At 55.5% G+C, this 17919-nt stretch carries 15 protein-coding genes; 5 read left to right on the forward strand and 10 right to left on the reverse strand.

Going from position 1 to position 17919, the window contains the following annotated elements; all coding sequences use genetic code 11:
* Window positions 1–68 precede the first annotated feature (68 nt).
* On the reverse strand, window positions 69–1148 hold the full coding sequence (gene psbA, locus SYNC_RS01765; protein ID WP_011618340.1) for a photosystem II q(b) protein: 1080 nt from the start codon (window positions 1146–1148) through the stop codon (window positions 69–71).
* A gap of 163 nt (window positions 1149–1311) precedes the next feature.
* Here psbA and SYNC_RS01770 point away from each other — a divergent pair, with 163 nt between their 5' ends.
* On the forward strand, window positions 1312–2916 hold the full coding sequence (locus tag SYNC_RS01770) for a photosystem II high light acclimation radical SAM protein (RefSeq protein ID WP_011618341.1): 1605 nt from the start codon (window positions 1312–1314) through the stop codon (window positions 2914–2916).
* Here the strand turns inward: SYNC_RS01770 and SYNC_RS01775 are convergent.
* From SYNC_RS01775 to SYNC_RS01785, 3 genes are read right to left on the reverse strand one after another with little or no spacing between them, the layout of a single operon-like run.
* Window positions 2880–3710, reverse strand: a complete 831-nt coding sequence (locus SYNC_RS01775; protein WP_011618342.1) for a CPBP family intramembrane glutamic endopeptidase — start codon at window positions 3708–3710, stop codon at window positions 2880–2882. The genes SYNC_RS01770 and SYNC_RS01775 overlap by 37 nt on opposite strands.
* A gap of 20 nt (window positions 3711–3730) precedes the next feature.
* Entirely contained in the window at window positions 3731–4042 is a 312-nt protein-coding gene (clpS, locus tag SYNC_RS01780) for an ATP-dependent Clp protease adapter ClpS (RefSeq protein ID WP_011618343.1), read from the reverse strand.
* A gap of 41 nt (window positions 4043–4083) precedes the next feature.
* Entirely contained in the window at window positions 4084–5310 is a 1227-nt protein-coding gene (locus SYNC_RS01785; RefSeq protein ID WP_041426857.1) for an LL-diaminopimelate aminotransferase, read from the reverse strand.
* A 165-nt stretch (window positions 5311–5475) separates the two neighbouring features.
* Between SYNC_RS01785 and SYNC_RS01790 the strand changes: the two genes are divergently transcribed.
* The 3 genes from SYNC_RS01790 (at window position 5476) to SYNC_RS01800 (ending at window position 10948) form a co-directional block, all read left to right on the forward strand.
* Window positions 5476–8064 (forward strand): TIGR03960 family B12-binding radical SAM protein, encoded by a 2589-nt coding sequence (locus SYNC_RS01790; protein WP_237699299.1) that lies wholly within the window; start codon window positions 5476–5478, stop codon window positions 8062–8064.
* A gap of 261 nt (window positions 8065–8325) precedes the next feature.
* Window positions 8326–10329 (forward strand): Rne/Rng family ribonuclease, encoded by a 2004-nt coding sequence (locus SYNC_RS01795; RefSeq protein ID WP_011618346.1) that lies wholly within the window; start codon window positions 8326–8328, stop codon window positions 10327–10329.
* Window positions 10330–10354: 25 nt separating this feature from the next.
* Window positions 10355–10948 (forward strand): ribonuclease HII, encoded by a 594-nt coding sequence (locus SYNC_RS01800; RefSeq protein WP_011618347.1) that lies wholly within the window; start codon window positions 10355–10357, stop codon window positions 10946–10948.
* Here SYNC_RS01800 and SYNC_RS01805 read toward each other — a convergent pair.
* A complete protein-coding gene (locus SYNC_RS01805) occupies window positions 10931–11506 on the reverse strand; it encodes a DUF1997 domain-containing protein (RefSeq protein WP_011618348.1) in 576 nt (191 codons plus the stop codon). The two genes, SYNC_RS01800 and SYNC_RS01805, sit on opposite strands and share 18 nt — an antisense overlap.
* A gap of 31 nt (window positions 11507–11537) precedes the next feature.
* On the opposite strand from SYNC_RS01805, the gene pheA reads away from it, so the two are divergent.
* A complete protein-coding gene (gene pheA / locus SYNC_RS01810) occupies window positions 11538–12377 on the forward strand; it encodes a prephenate dehydratase (RefSeq protein ID WP_011618349.1) in 840 nt (279 codons plus the stop codon).
* A gap of 31 nt (window positions 12378–12408) precedes the next feature.
* Here the strand turns inward: pheA and SYNC_RS01815 are convergent, their stop codons facing one another.
* From SYNC_RS01815 to fusA, 5 genes are all read right to left on the reverse strand, one after another.
* Window positions 12409–13353 (reverse strand): methyltransferase domain-containing protein, encoded by a 945-nt coding sequence (locus SYNC_RS01815; RefSeq protein WP_011618350.1) that lies wholly within the window; start codon window positions 13351–13353, stop codon window positions 12409–12411.
* The gene (locus tag SYNC_RS01820; protein ID WP_011618351.1) at window positions 13353–14015 is read right to left on the reverse strand and encodes an LON peptidase substrate-binding domain-containing protein; all 663 of its coding nucleotides are present in this window, start codon (window positions 14013–14015) and stop codon (window positions 13353–13355) included. The genes SYNC_RS01815 and SYNC_RS01820 overlap by 1 nt, the downstream gene beginning before the upstream one ends.
* A gap of 56 nt (window positions 14016–14071) precedes the next feature.
* Window positions 14072–14392, reverse strand: coding sequence for a 30S ribosomal protein S10 (rpsJ, locus tag SYNC_RS01825; RefSeq protein ID WP_006042265.1), 321 nt, complete (start codon window positions 14390–14392; stop codon window positions 14072–14074).
* A 155-nt stretch (window positions 14393–14547) separates the two neighbouring features.
* A complete protein-coding gene (tuf, locus tag SYNC_RS01830; RefSeq protein WP_011618352.1) occupies window positions 14548–15747 on the reverse strand; it encodes an elongation factor Tu in 1200 nt (399 codons plus the stop codon).
* Between the two features lie 41 nt (window positions 15748–15788).
* Complete coding sequence (gene fusA, locus SYNC_RS01835) at window positions 15789–17864, reverse strand: elongation factor G (protein WP_011618353.1); 2076 nt, start codon at window positions 17862–17864, stop codon at window positions 15789–15791.
* Window positions 17865–17919: the final 55 nt, after the last annotated feature.

Consider the following 17919-nt stretch of genomic DNA (forward strand, 5'->3'; position numbering starts at 1 on the left):
CAAAAAGCCCCCACCAATCGGCGGGGGCTTTCTAGTTCAGTTGATCTGAACTTTGGTTGGTTTCCAGATCAACCGATTGCAGGTGCCTGAAGAGCCACAGGTGTGGACTCAGCAGCTGCCAGGTCGAGAGGGAAGTTATGAGCGTTGCGCTCGTGCATCACTTCCATGCCGAGACCGGCACGGTTCAACACGTCGGCCCAGGTGTTCAGGACACGGCCCTGACCATCAAGGATGGACTGGTTGAAGTTGAAGCCGTTCAGGTTGAAGGCCATGGTTGACACGCCAAGGGCGGTGAACCAGATGCCGACAACAGGCCAGGCTGCAAGGAAGAAGTGAAGGCTACGGCTGTTGTTGAAGGAGGCGTATTGGAAGATCAGGCGACCGAAGTAGCCGTGAGCAGCCACGATGTTGTACGTCTCTTCTTCTTGGCCGAACTTGTAGCCATAGTTCTGGGACTCGGTCTCGGTTGTTTCACGAACCAAGGAGGAGGTCACCAATGAACCGTGCATGGCGGAGAACAGTGAACCACCGAACACACCAGCAACTCCCAGCATGTGGAAGGGGTGCATCAAGATGTTGTGCTCAGCCTGGAACACCAACATGTAGTTGAAGGTTCCAGAGATGCCCAAAGGCATGGCGTCAGAGAACGAACCCTGACCGAAGGGGTAAACCAGGAACACTGCAGATGCAGCAGCAACAGGTGCGCTGTATGCAACACAGATCCAAGGGCGCATGCCCAAGCGGTAGGAAAGTTCCCACTCACGTCCCATATAGGCGTAGATGCCGATCAGGAAGTGGAACACAACCAGTTGGAAAGGACCGCCGTTGTAGAGCCACTCGTCGAGTGAGGCAGCTTCCCAGATTGGGTAGAAGTGCAAGCCGATGGCGTTGCTGGAAGGAACAACAGCACCAGAAATGATGTTGTTGCCATACATCAGTGAACCTGCAACAGGCTCGCGGATGCCGTCGATATCAACCGGAGGTGCGGCGATGAAAGCGACGATGAAGCAGGTGGTAGCGGCAAGCAGTGTGGGGATCATCAACACACCGAACCAACCGACATACAGACGGTTGTTCGTGGAGGTGACCCAATCACAGAACTGCTGCCAACCGTTAGCGCCGGAGCGCTGCTGGATGGTGGTAGTCATGAGAACGGAAAAGAAGGTCTCACAAGGAGACGGTTACGGAAGGGCAGGATGCCCTGCCGATTGAATTGTAAAGCAACTTTGCGGTTTGTAACCGCTCGTTCATGAAGCAATCCTGAAGTCCGCGGCCGGGCGTTGCAGCGGATGCAGTTGTTAGCGTCCGCAGATGAGCAATGCAGTGTCGATAAAGGGTTCAAGGGCAGCAGGCGAAAGGGTCCTGTTTGTGCGTTTGCCATGCAATCCGATCTTTCCGATCGGCCCGATTTATCTGGCTGATCACTTGCACAAGTGTTTCCCGGACTTGCCCCAGCGCATTCTTGATTTGGCCGCACTTCCTGTCTTGGATGTTGAGGGCGTTTTGCTCAATGTGGTGGATCAGTTTCGGCCCACGCTGCTGGTGTTCTCCTGGAGAGACATTCAGATTTATGCCCCTGTGGATGGCCGGGGTGGAAACCCACTTCAAAACTCATTTGAAGTGTTCTACGCACGCAACCCTCTGAAGCGTGTCAAAGGGGCCTTGGGTGGATTGCGCCTAATGACCAGTCATTACGGAGAGCTGCATCGCAATCAGAAATTGGTGCGCCATGGTTTGAAAAGGGCGCGTCGCCATAGTCCCGAGGCCCGTGCTGTCCTCGGAGGAGGCGCAGTCAGCGTTTTCTATGAACAGCTGGGCCGATCCTTGCCCAAGGGCACGATCATCTCAATTGGCGAGGGTGAGCCCCTTCTCGAAAAGCTTCTGGCCCAGCAACCGCTAGATGGAGAGCGATGCTTCGTTGTGGGAGAGGCTCCTCGCCCTGGTTTGATCCACGAGCAACCCGAGAGCAGGCCAAAGACAGCGTGTGATTACAACTACATCTCTTCAATCTGGCCACAGCTGGATTGGTACTTGGAAGGTGGTGACTTTTACGTAGGCGTTCAGACCAAACGAGGTTGCCCTCATAACTGTTGTTATTGCGTCTACACCGTTGTGGAAGGCAAGCAAGTTCGGGTCAATCCTGTGCAGGAAGTTGTCGCTGAGATGCGGCAGCTTTATGACCGGGGAGTGCGTGGTTTTTGGTTCACAGATGCTCAGTTCATCCCCGCTCGCAAATACATCGAGGATGCAAAAGAGCTGTTGCGTGCGATCAAGGCTGAAGGCCTAACTGGGATTCGATGGGCGGCCTACATCCGAGCCGACAACTTGGACCCTGAGTTGGCTCAGTTGATGGTTGAGACGGGCATGAGTTATTTCGAAATTGGGATTACGTCAGGTTCCCAGGAGCTCGTGCGCAAAATGCGTATGGGGTACAACCTGCGCACTGTGTTGGACAGTTGCAGGATGCTGGCCGAGGCTGGCTTCCATGATCACGTCTCGGTGAACTACTCCTTCAACGTGATTGATGAAAGGCCGGAAACGATTCGGCAAACCGTGGCGTATCACCGTGAACTTGAAGCGATTTTCGGTGAAGACCGGGTCGAGCCCGCTATTTTTTTTATTGGCTTGCAACCCCACACGCATCTCGAGCAATACGGCTTCGATCAAGGCCTGATTAAGCCTGGGTACAACCCGATGAGCATGATGCCTTGGACGGCACGCAAACTCCTCTGGAATCCTGAGCCGATGGGCAGCACCTTCGGTCGGGTTTGCCTTGAAGCGTTTGATCGCGATCCTGGACGTTTTGGCAAAACGGTGATGGAACTTCTTGAGAGGGACTACGGAGTTGCGCCCCTCGACCAAGCTCTTCGTGCCCCTGTTCAGGGACGCGCCGCTTTAGCCAAGGCAGTCAGCTGAAAGCTGAGTAAAGCCGCGAAGCAGGCTATCCCCACCATGCCTCCTAGGGGATTGTCTCCAGGGCCTGTTAGCCAAAACGGAGATTCAGGAGACCACTGAATTAAGCCGGACTGAAGCGCAAACCAGCCGCCAACCAATCCGCCATGCAGCCCGATACATCCCCAAAGTGAGCCACCGTCGAGTTGCCGACGCGTCGCAAGGGCCATCCCTAGTAGGAATAAACCGATTAATAGGCTCAGCATCGGCCAAAATCCCAAATTGAATCGGGTGTGCACCAGGCTGAAAATCACCGCTTGTGCGGGAACAGCTCGCTTCGCACCAATGAGCAGATTGAGCTCTCCCAAAAGCCAGCCTCTGAATAGCAGCTCTTCGATCAGGCCAACGCCAAAGCAAAGCAGTAGGGCGTTGATCAGCTTGGCAGCACTGAAATCTCCCAGCCATTGCCCCCATTGACCTCCCAAGCTGATCAAACAGATGATCAGTAACAGTGAGGCGGCCCATCCCAGGCCGTTCAGAAGAGAGCGGCGACTGCTCGGCCCACGCGCTGCCGCCTTCAGTCCAAGTTGTCTCCATGGGTGACGCGTTTCCCAGCGGGTCCGCGTCCAGCTCGGCAGGATCAGCAGAAACAACAACACACTGATGCCTGTGCCGATCAGGTCTTGAGAAGGGATCGACCGTCCTGGGACCAGAAGGCTGATGGGTTGCAACAGCAACCAACCCAGTGCGTAAAGGGCAGGAATGAGAGTAATGGTGGGGATCCACCGTGGTTTCAGCGTGAACCAGGATGTCCTCAACGCTGTTAAAGAGATTGTTCTCAGCTTTCTGGTTCGATGGTGCTGGTCAGGCCCTTGTTCTTCAGGGTTTCGCAATAGAACTCAGCGGGTTCAATGTCGCAAACGATCACGAGACCGATTCCGGTGTTGTGGGTTTCCAGCATCACGGCCATTGCATCCTGCTCACTGAGCTGGGGAACCACCTGCTGAAGGGTGACAACGACGTACTCCATGCTGTTGACAGGGTCGTTGTGAAGCAAAACCTTGTAGCGGGGCGATGTCTTACGCACCCGCTCGGTTTGCTTGTCAAGAACCGCAGCCCCACCGGGGCTACGGCTGGGTGTGTCCACCATTGCCACTGATTCCCATTACCTCCAATCTAGGAGTGATGAGGTCAAAGGTTGCGAATGCGGGCCATGGCTTCGTCCACATTGCTACGGCTGTTGAAAGCGGATAGGCGGAAATAGCCTTCTCCTGCAGCGCCGAAGCCACTACCTGGAGTTCCCACCACATTGGCCTTCTGAAGGAGGTGATCGAAGAAGCTCCAGGAGTCCATTCCTGAAGGTGTTTTCAGCCACACATAGGGGGCGTGCTGACCTCCATGAACTTCAATGCCTGCAGCACTGAGCTCGCGACGGATGATGGCAGCATTTTCCATATAGAAGCTCACGAGCGCTTTCACCTCCTGTTTTCCTGCGTCGGAGTACACCGCTTCTGCGCCCCGCTGAATGATGTAGCTCACGCCGTTGAACTTGGTGCTTTGCCGACGGTTCCACAGCCCCCACAGCTCAACCTCAGAACCATCGTCGGCTTTCCCCTTGAGCCCTTTGGGAACAACGGTTAAGGCGCAACGGGTGCCTGTGAATCCGGCATTTTTGGAGAAGGAGCGGAATTCGATCGCGCAGTCTCGAGCGCCCTCGATCTCATAAATGGAATGGGGCAGCTCTGGATCTTGAATGAACGCTTCGTATGCGGCATCAAACAGGATCAAGGCCTTGTTGGCCCGGGCATAGTCCACCCACTTCTTGAGTTGCGCCTTCGTTGCGACAGCGCCGGTGGGGTTGTTGGGATAACAGAGATAGATCAGGTCAACAGGTTCACTCGGAATCTGCGCTGCAAAACCGTTGTCGGCGCTGATCGGCAGGTAGGTGAGGCCGCCATAGCGACCGTCGTCACCAGACTCGCCTGTTCGGCCTGCCATCACATTGCTGTCGACATAGACCGGATACACCGGATCGGTGACTGCAATGCGATTGCCACTCCCAAGGATGTCGAGAATATTGCTGCTATCGCATTTGGAGCCATCAGATACAAAGATCTCCTCTGCGCTGATCTCACAGCCCCTGGCCTGAAAGTCATCGCGGGCAATCGCTTCGCGAAGCCAGGCATAGCCCTGCTCCGGTCCGTAGCCGTGGAATCCTTCCGCCGTACCCATCTCGTCGATGGCTGATTTCATGGCATCACGGCAGGCCTGCGGTAGCGGCTCTGTGACATCTCCGATGCCGAGACGAATCAGCTGGGCCTCGGGGTTGGCGCTACTAAAGGCTTTCACCCTGCGGCCAATCTCCGGGAACAGATAACCCGCTTTGAGTTTCAGGTAATTGCCGTTGACCTTGACCACGAATGACTGGGGTTGCTGCGGGCATCCTGCTACATACGATGAAAGAAGCAGGCCCTGGTGGTCGTGATTGTCGCCCCGTCCCACACGAAGCAGGATCCAGATCCCCACGCTGTCGTGGCGTTTGATCAGCTTGTGGATGCCTCAATTAACCGCCCCGCCCGCTACATGGGGTATGAGTTGGGGGTGGAGCCTCGGGATTGGGAAACGGCGCGGGTGCGCTGGGCTCTGACCTATCCCGAGATTTATGAGGTGGGCTCCAGCAACCTCGGTCACATCATTCTCTATTCCATACTCAACGCCGTTCCTGGTCAGCTGTGTGATCGTGCCTATCTCCCGGCGGCTGATCTCTCCGAGAGGCTGAAAGAGCGGAATCAAGCCTTGTTTGCCGTGGAGAGCAGGAGGCCGCTCCCAGCCTTCGACATCCTTGGCTTCAGCCTCAGCTACGAGCTGGGTGCGACCAATATTCTCGCCATGTTGGATTTGGCGAAGGTGCCGCTTTATGCGGCACAGAGAGGCGACTTGCCCCTCTCTCATCCTGAGTCTCCGCCTCTGATTTTTGCTGGCGGTCCCACAGCCACCAGCAACCCTGAGCCATACGCAGCTTTTTTCGATTTCATTGCCTTAGGCGATGGGGAGGAGCTCCTCCCTGAGATTGGACTGGTGGTGTCAGAAGCCAAAGCTGCGGGCTTGTCCCGAACGGACTTGCTCCGTGATTTGGCTGCTGTTCCAGGGGTTTATGTGCCGTCTCTCTATGAACCCGATCAGCAAGGGATCACGGTGGAGCCGCTTGAGCCTGGCCTTCCGGTCCGTCTATTAAGGCGTGTTGCCACTCCGATGCCCCATTACGCGACGGGACTCGTTCCCCATGTGGAGACAGTGCATGACCGATTGACGGTGGAAATTCGTCGTGGCTGCACTCGAGGCTGTCGCTTTTGCCAACCGGGAATGCTCACAAGGCCAGCGAGGGACGTGGAGCCTGAGGCCGTGATTGAGGCGATTGAAACGGGAATGCAGCGAACGGGTTACAGCGACTTCTCTTTGTTGTCGTTGAGCTGCAGCGATTACCTGGCGTTACCCGCTGTGGGGGTAGAGCTTCGTAATCGTCTCGCCGATCGCAATGTCACGCTTCAGTTACCCAGTCAGCGAGTGGACCGGTTCGATGACGACATCGCTCACATCCTTGGAGGCTCCCGCCAGGCGGGCTTGACGTTTGCCCCGGAAGCCGGCACCCAACGGCTGAGAGACATCGTGAATAAGGGCCTTACGGATGCGGACCTCGTGGATGGAATCCGCACGGCAATGCAGAACGGCTTCCGCAAGGTGAAGCTCTATTTCATGATCGGGCTGCCGGGTGAGACCGATGCCGATGTGCTCGGAATTGTCGAGACCTGTCGGATGTTGCTCGATCGCTGCCGCGATTTGGGTCGCCTCAATCTCAACATCACCATCAGTAATTTCACCCCGAAGCCGCATACGCCGTTTCAGTGGCACAGCGTTTCGACGGCGGAGTTTTTAAGGCGTCAGCAATTGCTGAGGGAAGCCGGGAAGCGCCTTCGCGGTGTGCGTTTCAACTTCACGGATGTGAGGCTGTCCGCCATGGAGGACTTCGTTGGTCGCGGAGATAGAAGCTTGGCGCCTGTCATCGAAGCAGCATGGCGTGCGGGTGCCGGTATGGATGCATGGTTTGAGGCCCTAGATCGGACGTATGAGGCTTGGACGGGCGCCATTGCAGCAGCAGGCCTTGAGGGCCGCTACCGAGCCCTTGAACTAGGCGGCTGGGGACGTGCGAATGCGCTCAGCGAGGAGGGGTTGGATGCGTTTTGTGCTCAGCCATTGCCTTGGGATCACATCGATACCGGGATTGATAAGCGCTGGTTGGCAGAAGACCTCAAGCGAGCTCTTGAAGCGGCTGTTGTTCCGGATTGTTCCTTCGAAGGATGCAGCAGTTGTGGGGTCTGCGGCCCTGATCTAGGACACAACGTGGTGATTCCTCCACCGGAGATCCCTGTTCAGAAGCCCAGGCAGGCTCCACCGAGCGATCGGGTCTGCCGGATCAGGTTTCGTTTCAGCAAAACGGGAGCGATGGCCCTGCTAAGCCATCTCGATTTGGTGCGCTTGTTTGAGCGTGCGCTTCGACGTGCTGAATTGCCGATGAGTTTCACCGGTGGCTTTCACCCCCTTCCCCGACTTCAGCTCGCTTTGGCTTTGCCGCTTGGAGTGCAAGGGGAGGGGGAATGGATGGATTTGGAATTCATTGAACAGGTTGAGGCGCTGCAGGTTTTGAAGCGCTGGCAAAAAACACTCCCCCCAGGCCTTGTGTTGTTGGAGGCCTATGAAGTGCCCGTATCTGGCCAGAGCCTCTCGCAGCAACTGGAATCAGCTCGATGGAGCTTTGAGCTGACATCTCAAGCGGGTGACCCTTCGATTTCGTTGGAGCAGTGGCAGCAGGTGGTGGATGCGTTGTTGTCGCGCGACTCGCTGGTTTGGGATGACACCGATAAGAAAGGACGTCCCCGTCAGCGCGATTGCAAGCCTGTTTTAGAGATGCTTGAGATCGTGTCTCCGGTTGATGATGGAGCGTCGTTGAATCGAGAACCGGTGGATGGGGTGAGGCTTGAGCTCCTCGCTCACATCGACCACCAGGGGAGAAGCCTCAAGCCTGCTCAGCTACAGCATTGGTTGTCTGAAGCCTTGGCCCAGTCTTTGCATCTAAAGAATGTTCGTCGCCTCGAACTACGGCTTGTGCGGTGCTAAATTGAATACAAGACGTCAAGCCACGGGCCTGCGCCACGGTTTCGTCCCGACCTTCTTGCTCCCACATCCTGCGGAATAAGAGGCCAGAGCCTCCTGTTTCATACAACGCCTAGGCGTTGCAGTCGAGCTCCAAATCAGAGGAGTAATTCGCTCCGAATACTTAGACCGAATCGGTCACTTGAATTCATTCCAACCCCGTGCGACATGCCGGCTGGCTGTTGATCGGGCTCCAATCCTGACGGGCGTCGTCAGTCATTGTTTATGCCCCAACAAATTGTTATTGCTGAGCAACTGCGTATTGCCGCAGTTCTCACAGATGAGTGCGTCGATGAATTAATCGTTGCTCAAGGGCGTTACCAGATCGGTGATGTCTATTTGGGCACCGTTGAAAATGTTCTCCCGGGGATTGATGCTGCTTTCGTCAACATTGGTGAAAGCGAAAAAAATGGCTTCATTCATGTCACCGACTTAGGCCCTTTGCGCCTCAAAAAAGGTGCCGCCGGTATTACAGAACTGCTGGAACCACGCCAAAAAGTGCTGGTTCAGGTGATGAAGGAGCCCACGGGTACGAAAGGTCCTCGGTTGACGGGCAATCTGGCGCTGCCAGGTCGTTACCTCGTGCTTCAACCCAGTGGTCAGGGGGTCAATATCTCCAGGCGCATTGGTTCAGAAGGAGAGCGGAACCGGCTGCGTGCCCTTGGTGTGCTGGTGAAGCCACCAGGTGCGGGGCTGCTGATTCGTACGGAAGCCGATGGAATCAGCGAAGAATTGCTGATCGACGATCTGGAATCGCTTTTACGTCAATGGGAGGCGATTCAAAAAGCTTCTGAGGCGGCTTCCCCTCCGGTGCTTCTCAACCGCGATGAGGACTTTATTCATCGCATTCTTCGCGATCACACCGGCTTGGATTTGGATCGCGTGGTGGTGGAGTCTCCTGCCGCTGTGGAACGGGTTCGTTCTTTCCTCGGAGACGAGGGAAGTCATGTCGTTGTGGAAGCCCATCCCGAGCCTTCTGAGCTGCTCGAGGATTACAAAGTCAATGGGGCCATTCGTGATGCCCTCAAGCCGAGGGTTGACCTCCCCTCCGGTGGCTACGTGATCATCGAGCCCACCGAGGCCCTCACGGTGATTGATGTCAACTCTGGTTCGTTCACCCGCTCGGCGAATGCGAGGGAAACGGTGCTCTGGACCAACTGTGAGGCGGCCATTGAGATAGCGAGGCAGTTGCGTTTGCGCAACATTGGTGGGGTGATCATTGTCGACTTCATCGACATGGATTCCCGTCGTGATCAGTTGCAGTTGCTGGAGCACTTCACCGGCGCGATTCGTGACGATGCTGCCCGGCCCCAAATTGCCCAGCTCACGGAGCTTGGTCTTGTTGAGCTGACGCGTAAGCGTCAGGGGCAAAATATTTATGAACTGTTCGGCCGGGCCTGCCCCAGTTGCGGGGGGCTTGGTCATGTTGCAGTGCTTCCTGGCAAGGATCTAATGCAGCCCCTCGCCACGGCTACGGGGTTGGTGCGCTCTGCAGCATCAGCTCGGGCTGAAGTCCCTCAGGCTGGAGAGGCCTCGAATGCCCGACGTCGTCGCGGTGGCCGAGGGAAAGTTATATCGGCGTCTGGTCCTGCCGACAGGGGCGATGCGCCTTTGGAAGAGGTGGAGAGTGCCACTGGTGCGGCTACGTCTGCTGCCATTGAGCCTGCAAGCGTGAGCCGACGTCAGGACCCTGAGCTGGTTGCGGTTCCTATGGATGAAGACGAAGAACAGGTCTATGGATGGCTTGGGCTGAATCCAGCCCTCCTGCTGGATTCTCAGCCGGAGCTGGATAACCTGATGGTGCGCATCGTGCGTCCTGGTGAAGACCCAGAGCAGGTCCTTGAGCAGGCTCGACAGCAGATGTCGGCGAACTCAGGTCGCCGTCGCCGCCGTGGGCCACGAGGAAATGGTCGTAGTGCAGGCACTGGTACTGGCCGTTCCGCTGCATCCGGTAGCGGAGATGAATCAGCTCCGACGACTCCCGTCGCCCCCCTAGATCGAGACGACCCTTCACAGCCGTTGCTTGTCGAGATCGTCCCTTTGATTGAGACCCCAGTGCCGGTCATGTCACCTGAGCCTCTCGCTGTTTCTGTCGCTGAACCCGTCTCTGTCTCAATCTCTGAACCGGTCGTTAGTTCTGAGCCAGAAGTCACTGCTGAGCCTGCTGACACCTCCGAATCAAGGCCTGGTCGCCGTCGTCGTCGCTCGTCTGCATCCACGTCTGAATAATGACTAACGAGCGGTGTCAGGTCCGATGATCGCCAGCGATGGCCTTGGCATCGCTGGGGTGGATGAAGTGGGTCGTGGCTGCTTGTTTGGCCCCGTCTTTGCAGCTGCTGTTGTCTTGAGCGATCACGCCGCAGAGCATTTGCAAGCGGCTGGTCTCACCGATAGCAAGGCCTTAACACCGAGTCGTCGAGCTGCACTGGTCCCGCTGATTGAGGCCCATGCTCATGCTTGGGGGTTGGGTCAAAGTTCCGCGCGAGCCGTTGATCGCGACGGGATTCGCAGCGCGACTGAGCAGGCCATGTTGTGTGCTCTTCAGCGCTTGCCCTGCCGGCCCCAGCTGGTCTTGGTGGATGGAGTGCTCCCGTTGCGTTTGTGGGAGGGCTCTCAACGCACGATCGTGCGTGGGGATAGCAGCCATGCCGCCATAGCAGCTGCGAGTGTATTGGCGAAAGAAGCCCGCGATGCTTTGATTCGCCGGCTTTCCAATCGATTCCCGGGGTATGGGCTTGAGAGACATGCCGGCTATGGAACGGCTCAACATCGAGCAGCGCTATTGGCCTGTGGCCCAACCCCTTTGCACCGACACTCCTTTTTGAGAAAGCTATTTGCCACTGTGTAGGGCGGACTTGCTGGGGGGAGGGGTGTCTAAATCCTTGGCCCAAGATTGGAAATCAGCCACTAACTGACGTCCGACTCTGCCTTTGATCGTGAGCAGAATTCCATTCAGGATGGATTCCCCGGTGCTCTCCAACACACGCTTGGGAATCAGGCGTAGGAGTGGAGGCTGGCTCACTTCCACGCTCAGCATCGCTTCCCCTTGCAGTCCCCTTGGAGTCGCCTCAAGCAAGGCTTCAAGGCTCAGTTGAAAATCATCCACTAACCCCAAGCCCTCGAGGTCCGCATCGAGTGCACGGATACGCAGTTGTCCGCTCACTTCATCAACTTCAAGAGACACCACTGGCTTTACCTGCAGCTGGAAGACATGCAGCGTTGTCACGGTGTAGCGGTAGCGACCCGGTGCAAAGGCTGTGAGCTGGTTGGGGTCGAGCAATGCTTTGACCACGCGGTCGTGCTCATGCAAATAAGCCCGCAGACGTTCTGACTCATCTGCGATGGGTAGATCAAGATGCTGACTGGCTCGAAAGGCCAGGGGCATGACCGTGTCCTGACGCGGCATGATCCTATCGATCGATGTGTGTCTTGATCCGATGCCGATGCGTGTGGCTTTTCTCGGGCCGGAGGGGACCTATGGGGAGCGGGCTGCTCGCAGCCTCATGAGACTTGAGGCGATCGAGAATCCAGAGCTGGTGGCTTGTTTGGGGCTTCGTTCTGTGGTGGAACATGTGGCCGATGGTCGTTGCGAATCGGCCGTGGTGCCTGTGGAGAACTCCGTTGAAGGTGGGGTCACGGCAATCCTTGACGCTCTCTGGTCTTATTCGAACTTGAGAATTCGTCGCGCTGTCGTTTTACCGATTCGTCATGCGTTGCTGAGCAGCGGGACTCTTGATGGTATTTCGGAAGTCCTGTCCCATCCTCAGGCTCTTGCCCAATGCAGTGGCTGGTTGGCGCGTCATCTACCGCAGGCCGTGCAACTTCCTGCCAGCTCCACCGCTGAAGCGGCCAGGATGGTGCGAGGCAGTCACTTCAGAGCAGCCATTGCCGATCGGTCTTTAGCGGGGCAGCAAGGACTCCAGGAATTGGCCTATCCAGTGAATGATGTTGCTGGAAACCGCACCCGTTTCTTGTTGCTTCAGAACGGTGAGGTGAGTCGCGAAGGAGATGTTGCAAGCCTTGCCTTATCACTGCATCAAAACACTCCTGGGGCGTTGATCGAGGCCTTGGAAGTGATCGCCCAGCTCGGTCTCAACATGAGCCGGATTGAATCGCGTCCTTCAAAGCGTGAGCTTGGGGAGTATGTGTTCTTTGTGGACGTGGAGTTACCTGGGAAAGAGACGTCTGAGTTACTCGAACAGCTAACGACAAGCCTTCAGCCGCTGTGTGAACACCTTCTCCACTTCGGTGCTTACCCCAGTTCAGTATTGGAGTGATCGCAACAGTTGCGATATCAGCAGTTTGGTTTCAGCAGTGATTAGTTTTAAACACGCCGAACTGCATCATCCCTCTGGCAAAAGCCCAGCGCATTAACAACAGCGTTGGTGTTTCACGTAGGCCCTGCAGCACTGCCTTGGGGCCAAGGCGGAGGATTGCATTGGGCCTGCGGATGCCTTCGAGGATGGATTCATTCCAAGAGGGCAAGGTGGCGTCTGTCCAATCATCGGTGCTGATGGTGCCGCGATGATGAGGGCTGTTCTCAAGGTTCTGGCGAAAGCCTCGGATGCTGGCGAATTCAGGATGCGCCCATTGTGTGAGTAATTGATGCATCACCCAGCGTTCGCGCCGATTAAGGGCACCATCCACAGGATCACGGCGATTCCAGTCGGCAACAGCCAGGCGACCGCCAGGTTTTAGGACTCTTAAGAGTTCGTTGGCAAACCGCTGCTTGTCAGGCATATGCGGACCGGCCTCGACCGTCCAAACGGCGTCAAAGCTTTGATCCTCAAGTTGCAGGTTGAGGGCATCCATCACTGCGAAGCGACAGGGCAGAGAGTCTGGTGTTAGGTGGGTGGCTCTGTTCACCTGAGCCGGACTGATGCTGATACCCAGTACGTCTAAACCGTAGTCGCGAGAAAGGATCCTGGCGCTTCCCCCGATACCGCAACCCACATCTAAAACACGGGATCCTGGTGGCAATTGATCGAAGCCACTCCAGTGGACTAACTCATGAACGAAGTCGGATTTGGCCTGTCTGAAATCCCGAGGCTGGGGTGGGGATCCGTAGTGGCCAAGATGAACATGCTCACCCCAAAGGGATTCCAGTAACTGGTCATCTGTCCAGGCGTCGTATGCGGCAGCAACGCTCTCACTGGAGTGGTAGGCGCGATTGCGACGATTCCAGAGCTGGTAGGCGCAACCCAAGAGCAGTAATCCAGCTGCTGTTGGTATGAGAACAGTCGGTGAAGGCATTAACCGTTGCTTGGATCTGTCTCTGTCAGTGTGTCGCGTAAAACGGTGCGAGCGGCGAGCTGGCGACGGGTCTCATCCAGCATTTCGAACTCTTGCTCCAGGCGTGTGCGTGTGCTGGTGAGCTCCAGAAGGTCTTGTTGTTGGTCAGCTACTGGGCCTCCTAGATGCGCTCCGATCCAGAAGGAGAGCTCGCGAGGAAGGTCTGGCAGGTCGTCAGGCAGTGAAGATTTGGAGTCGGTCAGTTTGCCCGTGAGTTCCACAACATCTTTCAAAGCTTGGGTCACGGTTGCAGCTAAGGACTCCAATTCGCTGGTGTTGTCAACTGGTTCATCTTCGATCCAGCTGACCATTGCCGAACGAAAGGGCATCTCTCTGGTGACGTTGAGCACCCGAAAGCGTTGTTGGCCGAGGGTCACGATGTTGCTGCGGCCATCGTCTCCGGTTTGATGCTGAATGACTTCAGCACAACAACCAACAGCTGCCATCGTTTGTTGATTTGGATCCCATCGCACGACGCCAAAGCGTCGATCTGTTTCCAGGACGCTCTGCAACATCATTCGGTAGCGCGACTCGAAGATATGCAGTGGCAGAACGTCACTTGGGAACAGGACTACATCCGGCAGAGGAAACAGAGGAAGTTCTCTGACGGACAGATCAACCACGCATGCTTAAGCGAACAAAAAAATTCTAGGCAGCTGATCGTTGGATGGGGCGCCGATCAGAGCTTGACCTCGATATCGACCCCACTGGGGAGGTCGAGCTTCATCAGAGCGTCGATGGTCTTAGCAGAAGGGCTATAGATATCGATGATGCGTCGATGGGTCCTGGTTTCAAAGTGCTCGCGTGAATCCTTATCCACGTGGGGCGAGCGCAGAACGCAATAGATTTTGCGCTTCGTTGGCAATGGAATAGGACCGATGGCCGTTGCCGCCGTGTTGTCGGCAGTTTCAATGATTTTGTCGCAAGAGAGATCCAGCATGCGGCGATCAAACGCCTTGAGACGAATGCGGATCTTTTGCTGAGCGATTGCGGTGGACATGGAGGCGCAAGATGGTCTCTGAAAGAGACTGAGAAGTTGGATTGTCTAGGTTCGGACAGGAAGAGCTTCAGTGTTTGATGCTCTTCCCACTCAAGAACTGTAAGGGACGGCCTCACCACAGTCAGGCTGCCCCCTTACAGGGATTGAACATTAGATCATTCGATGATCTTGGAGACCACGCCAGCTCCGATGGTGCGGCCGCCTTCACGAATAGCGAAGCGCATGCCCAATTCCATGGCAACAGGGCAGATCAACTCACCAGTCATCTGGATGTTGTCTCCAGGCATGACCATTTCAACGTTGGAGCCATCTTCCGCAGTGAATGCAGTGATCTGGCCCGTCACGTCGGTGGTGCGGATATAGAACTGAGGGCGGTAGCCAGCAAAGAAAGGTGTGTGGCGACCCCCTTCTTCTTTCTTGAGCACATAAACCTGGCCCTCAAACTTCGTATGAGGTGTGATGGAGCCGGGCTTCACGAGCACCATGCCGCGCTCGATATCTTCCTTCTGAATGCCGCGAAGTAGGAGACCCACGTTGTCTCCGGCCATGCCCTCGTCGAGCAGTTTGCGGAACATCTCCACACCGGTAACGGTGGTTTTACGGGGCTCTCTGATGCCCACGACTTCGACTTCTTCGCCAACTTTGACGATGCCGCGTTCGATACGACCCGTTGCGACGGTGCCACGTCCAGTGATGGAGAACACGTCTTCAATTGCCATCAGGAATGGCTTATCAACCTCACGCTCGGGTTCGGGGATGCTTGCATCCACAGCAGCCATCAATTCTTCAATTTTGGCTTCCCATTCAGCTTCGCCTTCGATGGCTTTGAGGCCAGAAACTTGAACGACAGGAATATCGTCGCCGGGGAAGTCGTAGCTGGATAGCAGCTCGCGGATCTCGAGTTCAACCAGCTCGATGATTTCCTCATCGTCGACCATGTCGCACTTGTTTAGTGCAACAACCAAGGCGGGAACGCCAACTTGCTTGGCGAGCAGGATGTGTTCTTTGGTTTGGGCCATGGGGCCATCGGTGGCTGCACACACGAGGATGGCGCCATCCATCTGAGCAGCACCAGTAATCATGTTTTTCACGTAGTCCGCGTGACCGGGGCAGTCAACGTGGGCGTAGTGACGACTATCAGTTTCGTACTCAACGTGAGCGGTATTAATGGTGATACCGCGCTCGCGCTCCTCAGGAGCACCGTCAATGTCGGCATAGTTTTGAACCTCTGCCTGACCTTTTTTGGCGAGCACATTTGTGATCGCAGCGGTGAGGGTGGTTTTGCCGTGGTCAACGTGGCCGATGGTGCCGATGTTGACGTGGGGCTTGTTCCTTTCGAACTTCTCGCGAGCCATTTTGGTAAAGAATCTAGGGGTGAATTAAGGAAGTGTAGAGATCAGGAATTGCCCTGATTCTTGGAGATGATGGCCTCGGCCACATTGCGAGGAACATCCTCGTAGTGACTGAATTCCATCGAGAAAATACCCCGACCCTGGGTCATGGATCGGAGTTCGGTGGCGTAGCCGAACATCTCGGCCAAGGGCACCTTGGAGGAGACTTTAGACGTTCCGTCGTCGACGGATTGGCCCTCTACCTGTCCCCGGCGGGAAGACAGGTCGCCGATCACCGAACCGAGGAAATCCTCGGGGATTTCGACTTCGACCTTCATCATCGGCTCAAGAAGCACAGGATTGCACTTCTTGACCGCGTCCTTGAAGGCCATGGAGCCAGCAATCTTAAAAGCCATCTCCGACGAGTCCACATCGTGATAGGACCCATCGACCATCGTGCATTTGACATCAATGAGTGGATAACCGGCAATCACACCTGACTCGCAGGTCTCCTTCATGCCTTGCTCGGCTGGCTTGATGTATTCCTTGGGAACGATGCCGCCAACAATTTTGTTGATGAATTCAAAGCCAGATTCAGGCTCGCCAGGCTCCATCTCGATAACAACATGACCGTATTGGCCTTTACCACCGGTTTGCCTTGAGAACTTCCCTTCTCCTTTGGAGGAACCACGAATGGTTTCTCGGTAGGACACCTGAGGAGCACCAATATTGGCTTCCACTTTGAATTCACGCAGCATGCGATCCACCAGGATTTCGAGGTGGAGTTCGCCCATACCCGCAATCACGGTCTGTCCGGTTTCCTGGTCCGTGCGAACGCGGAAGGTGGGGTCTTCTTCGGCCAAAGACACCAGAGCCTTGGAGAGTTTCTCCATATCTCCTTTGGTTTTGGGCTCTACCGCAACTGAGATAACGGGCTCAGGAACAAACAGAGTTTCCAGAACAATCGGATCGTCTGTTGCGCAGAGGGTGTCTCCAGTCGTTGTGTTCTTAAGACCAAGAACTGCACCTAGATCGCCGGCCCGTAGTGCATCAACTTCTTCGCGATCATCGGCTTTCAGCACGACCAGGCGAGAAATACGCTCCTTGGTATCTTTCGTCGAATTCAAGACATAGCTTCCCTTTTCAAGGACACCTGAATACATACGAACAAAGGTGAGCTTCCCATAAGGATCGGCCATCACCTTGAAGGCCAGAGCACTGAAGGGTGCGTTGTCATCGGACGGACGAACAGCTTCTTTTCCGTTTGGAAGAAGGCCTTGAATTGGTGGAACATCAATCGGCGCTGGAAGATAATCAACAACAGCATCGAGAACAAGTTGCACGCCTTTGTTTTTAAAGGCTGAGCCGCAGAGTACCGGAACTAGATTGTGCTTAAGAACCCCTGTACGAATACCTCGCTTCAGATCGGAATTAGAAAGTTCACCTGATTCCAGGAACTTCTCGATGAGATCTTCATCGTTTTCAGCGATCGTTTCCATCAAAACGTTGCGCCACTTATCTGCCTCGTCTTTCATGTCGGCCGGAACATCGGTGACTTCGATGTCTTGACCTAAATCATCTTTATAAATATGAGCTTTGTTTTCAACAAGATCGATGATTCCACTGAGTTCGCCTTCGGCTCCAATCGGAAGCTGGATGGGTACAGCATTGGCTTTGAGGCGATCCTTGATTTGACCAAAAACTTTTAGGAAATCGGCACCAGTGCGGTCCATCTTGTTGACGAACACCATCCGTGGCACGGAATAACGGTCGGCTTGGCGCCACACCGTCTCAGATTGAGGTTGCACGCCACCCACAGCGCAAAAGACTGCGATCACTCCGTCGAGCACGCGCATGGAGCGTTCAACTTCGATGGTGAAGTCAACGTGACCAGGAGTATCAATAATATTAATCCGGTGATTATTCCAGCTTGTGGAAATAGCAGCGGCAGTAATCGTGATCCCACGCTCGCGCTCTTGGGCCATCCAATCGGTTACGGCTGCACCGTCATGCACCTCTCCAATCTTGTGCACGACACCGGAGTAGAACAGAATCCTCTCAGTGGTGGTTGTTTTACCAGCGTCAATATGGGCTGCAATACCAATATTTCTGACGCGTTCCAGGGGAAAGTCGCGTGCCACAGGATACTCCGGGGTGGGGCGTTAAAAGGCGAATGTGACTCTACATGTCAACCTG

This window comes from Synechococcus sp. CC9311 (assembly GCF_000014585.1).
Lineage (GTDB): Bacteria > Cyanobacteriota > Cyanobacteriia > PCC-6307 > Cyanobiaceae > Synechococcus_C.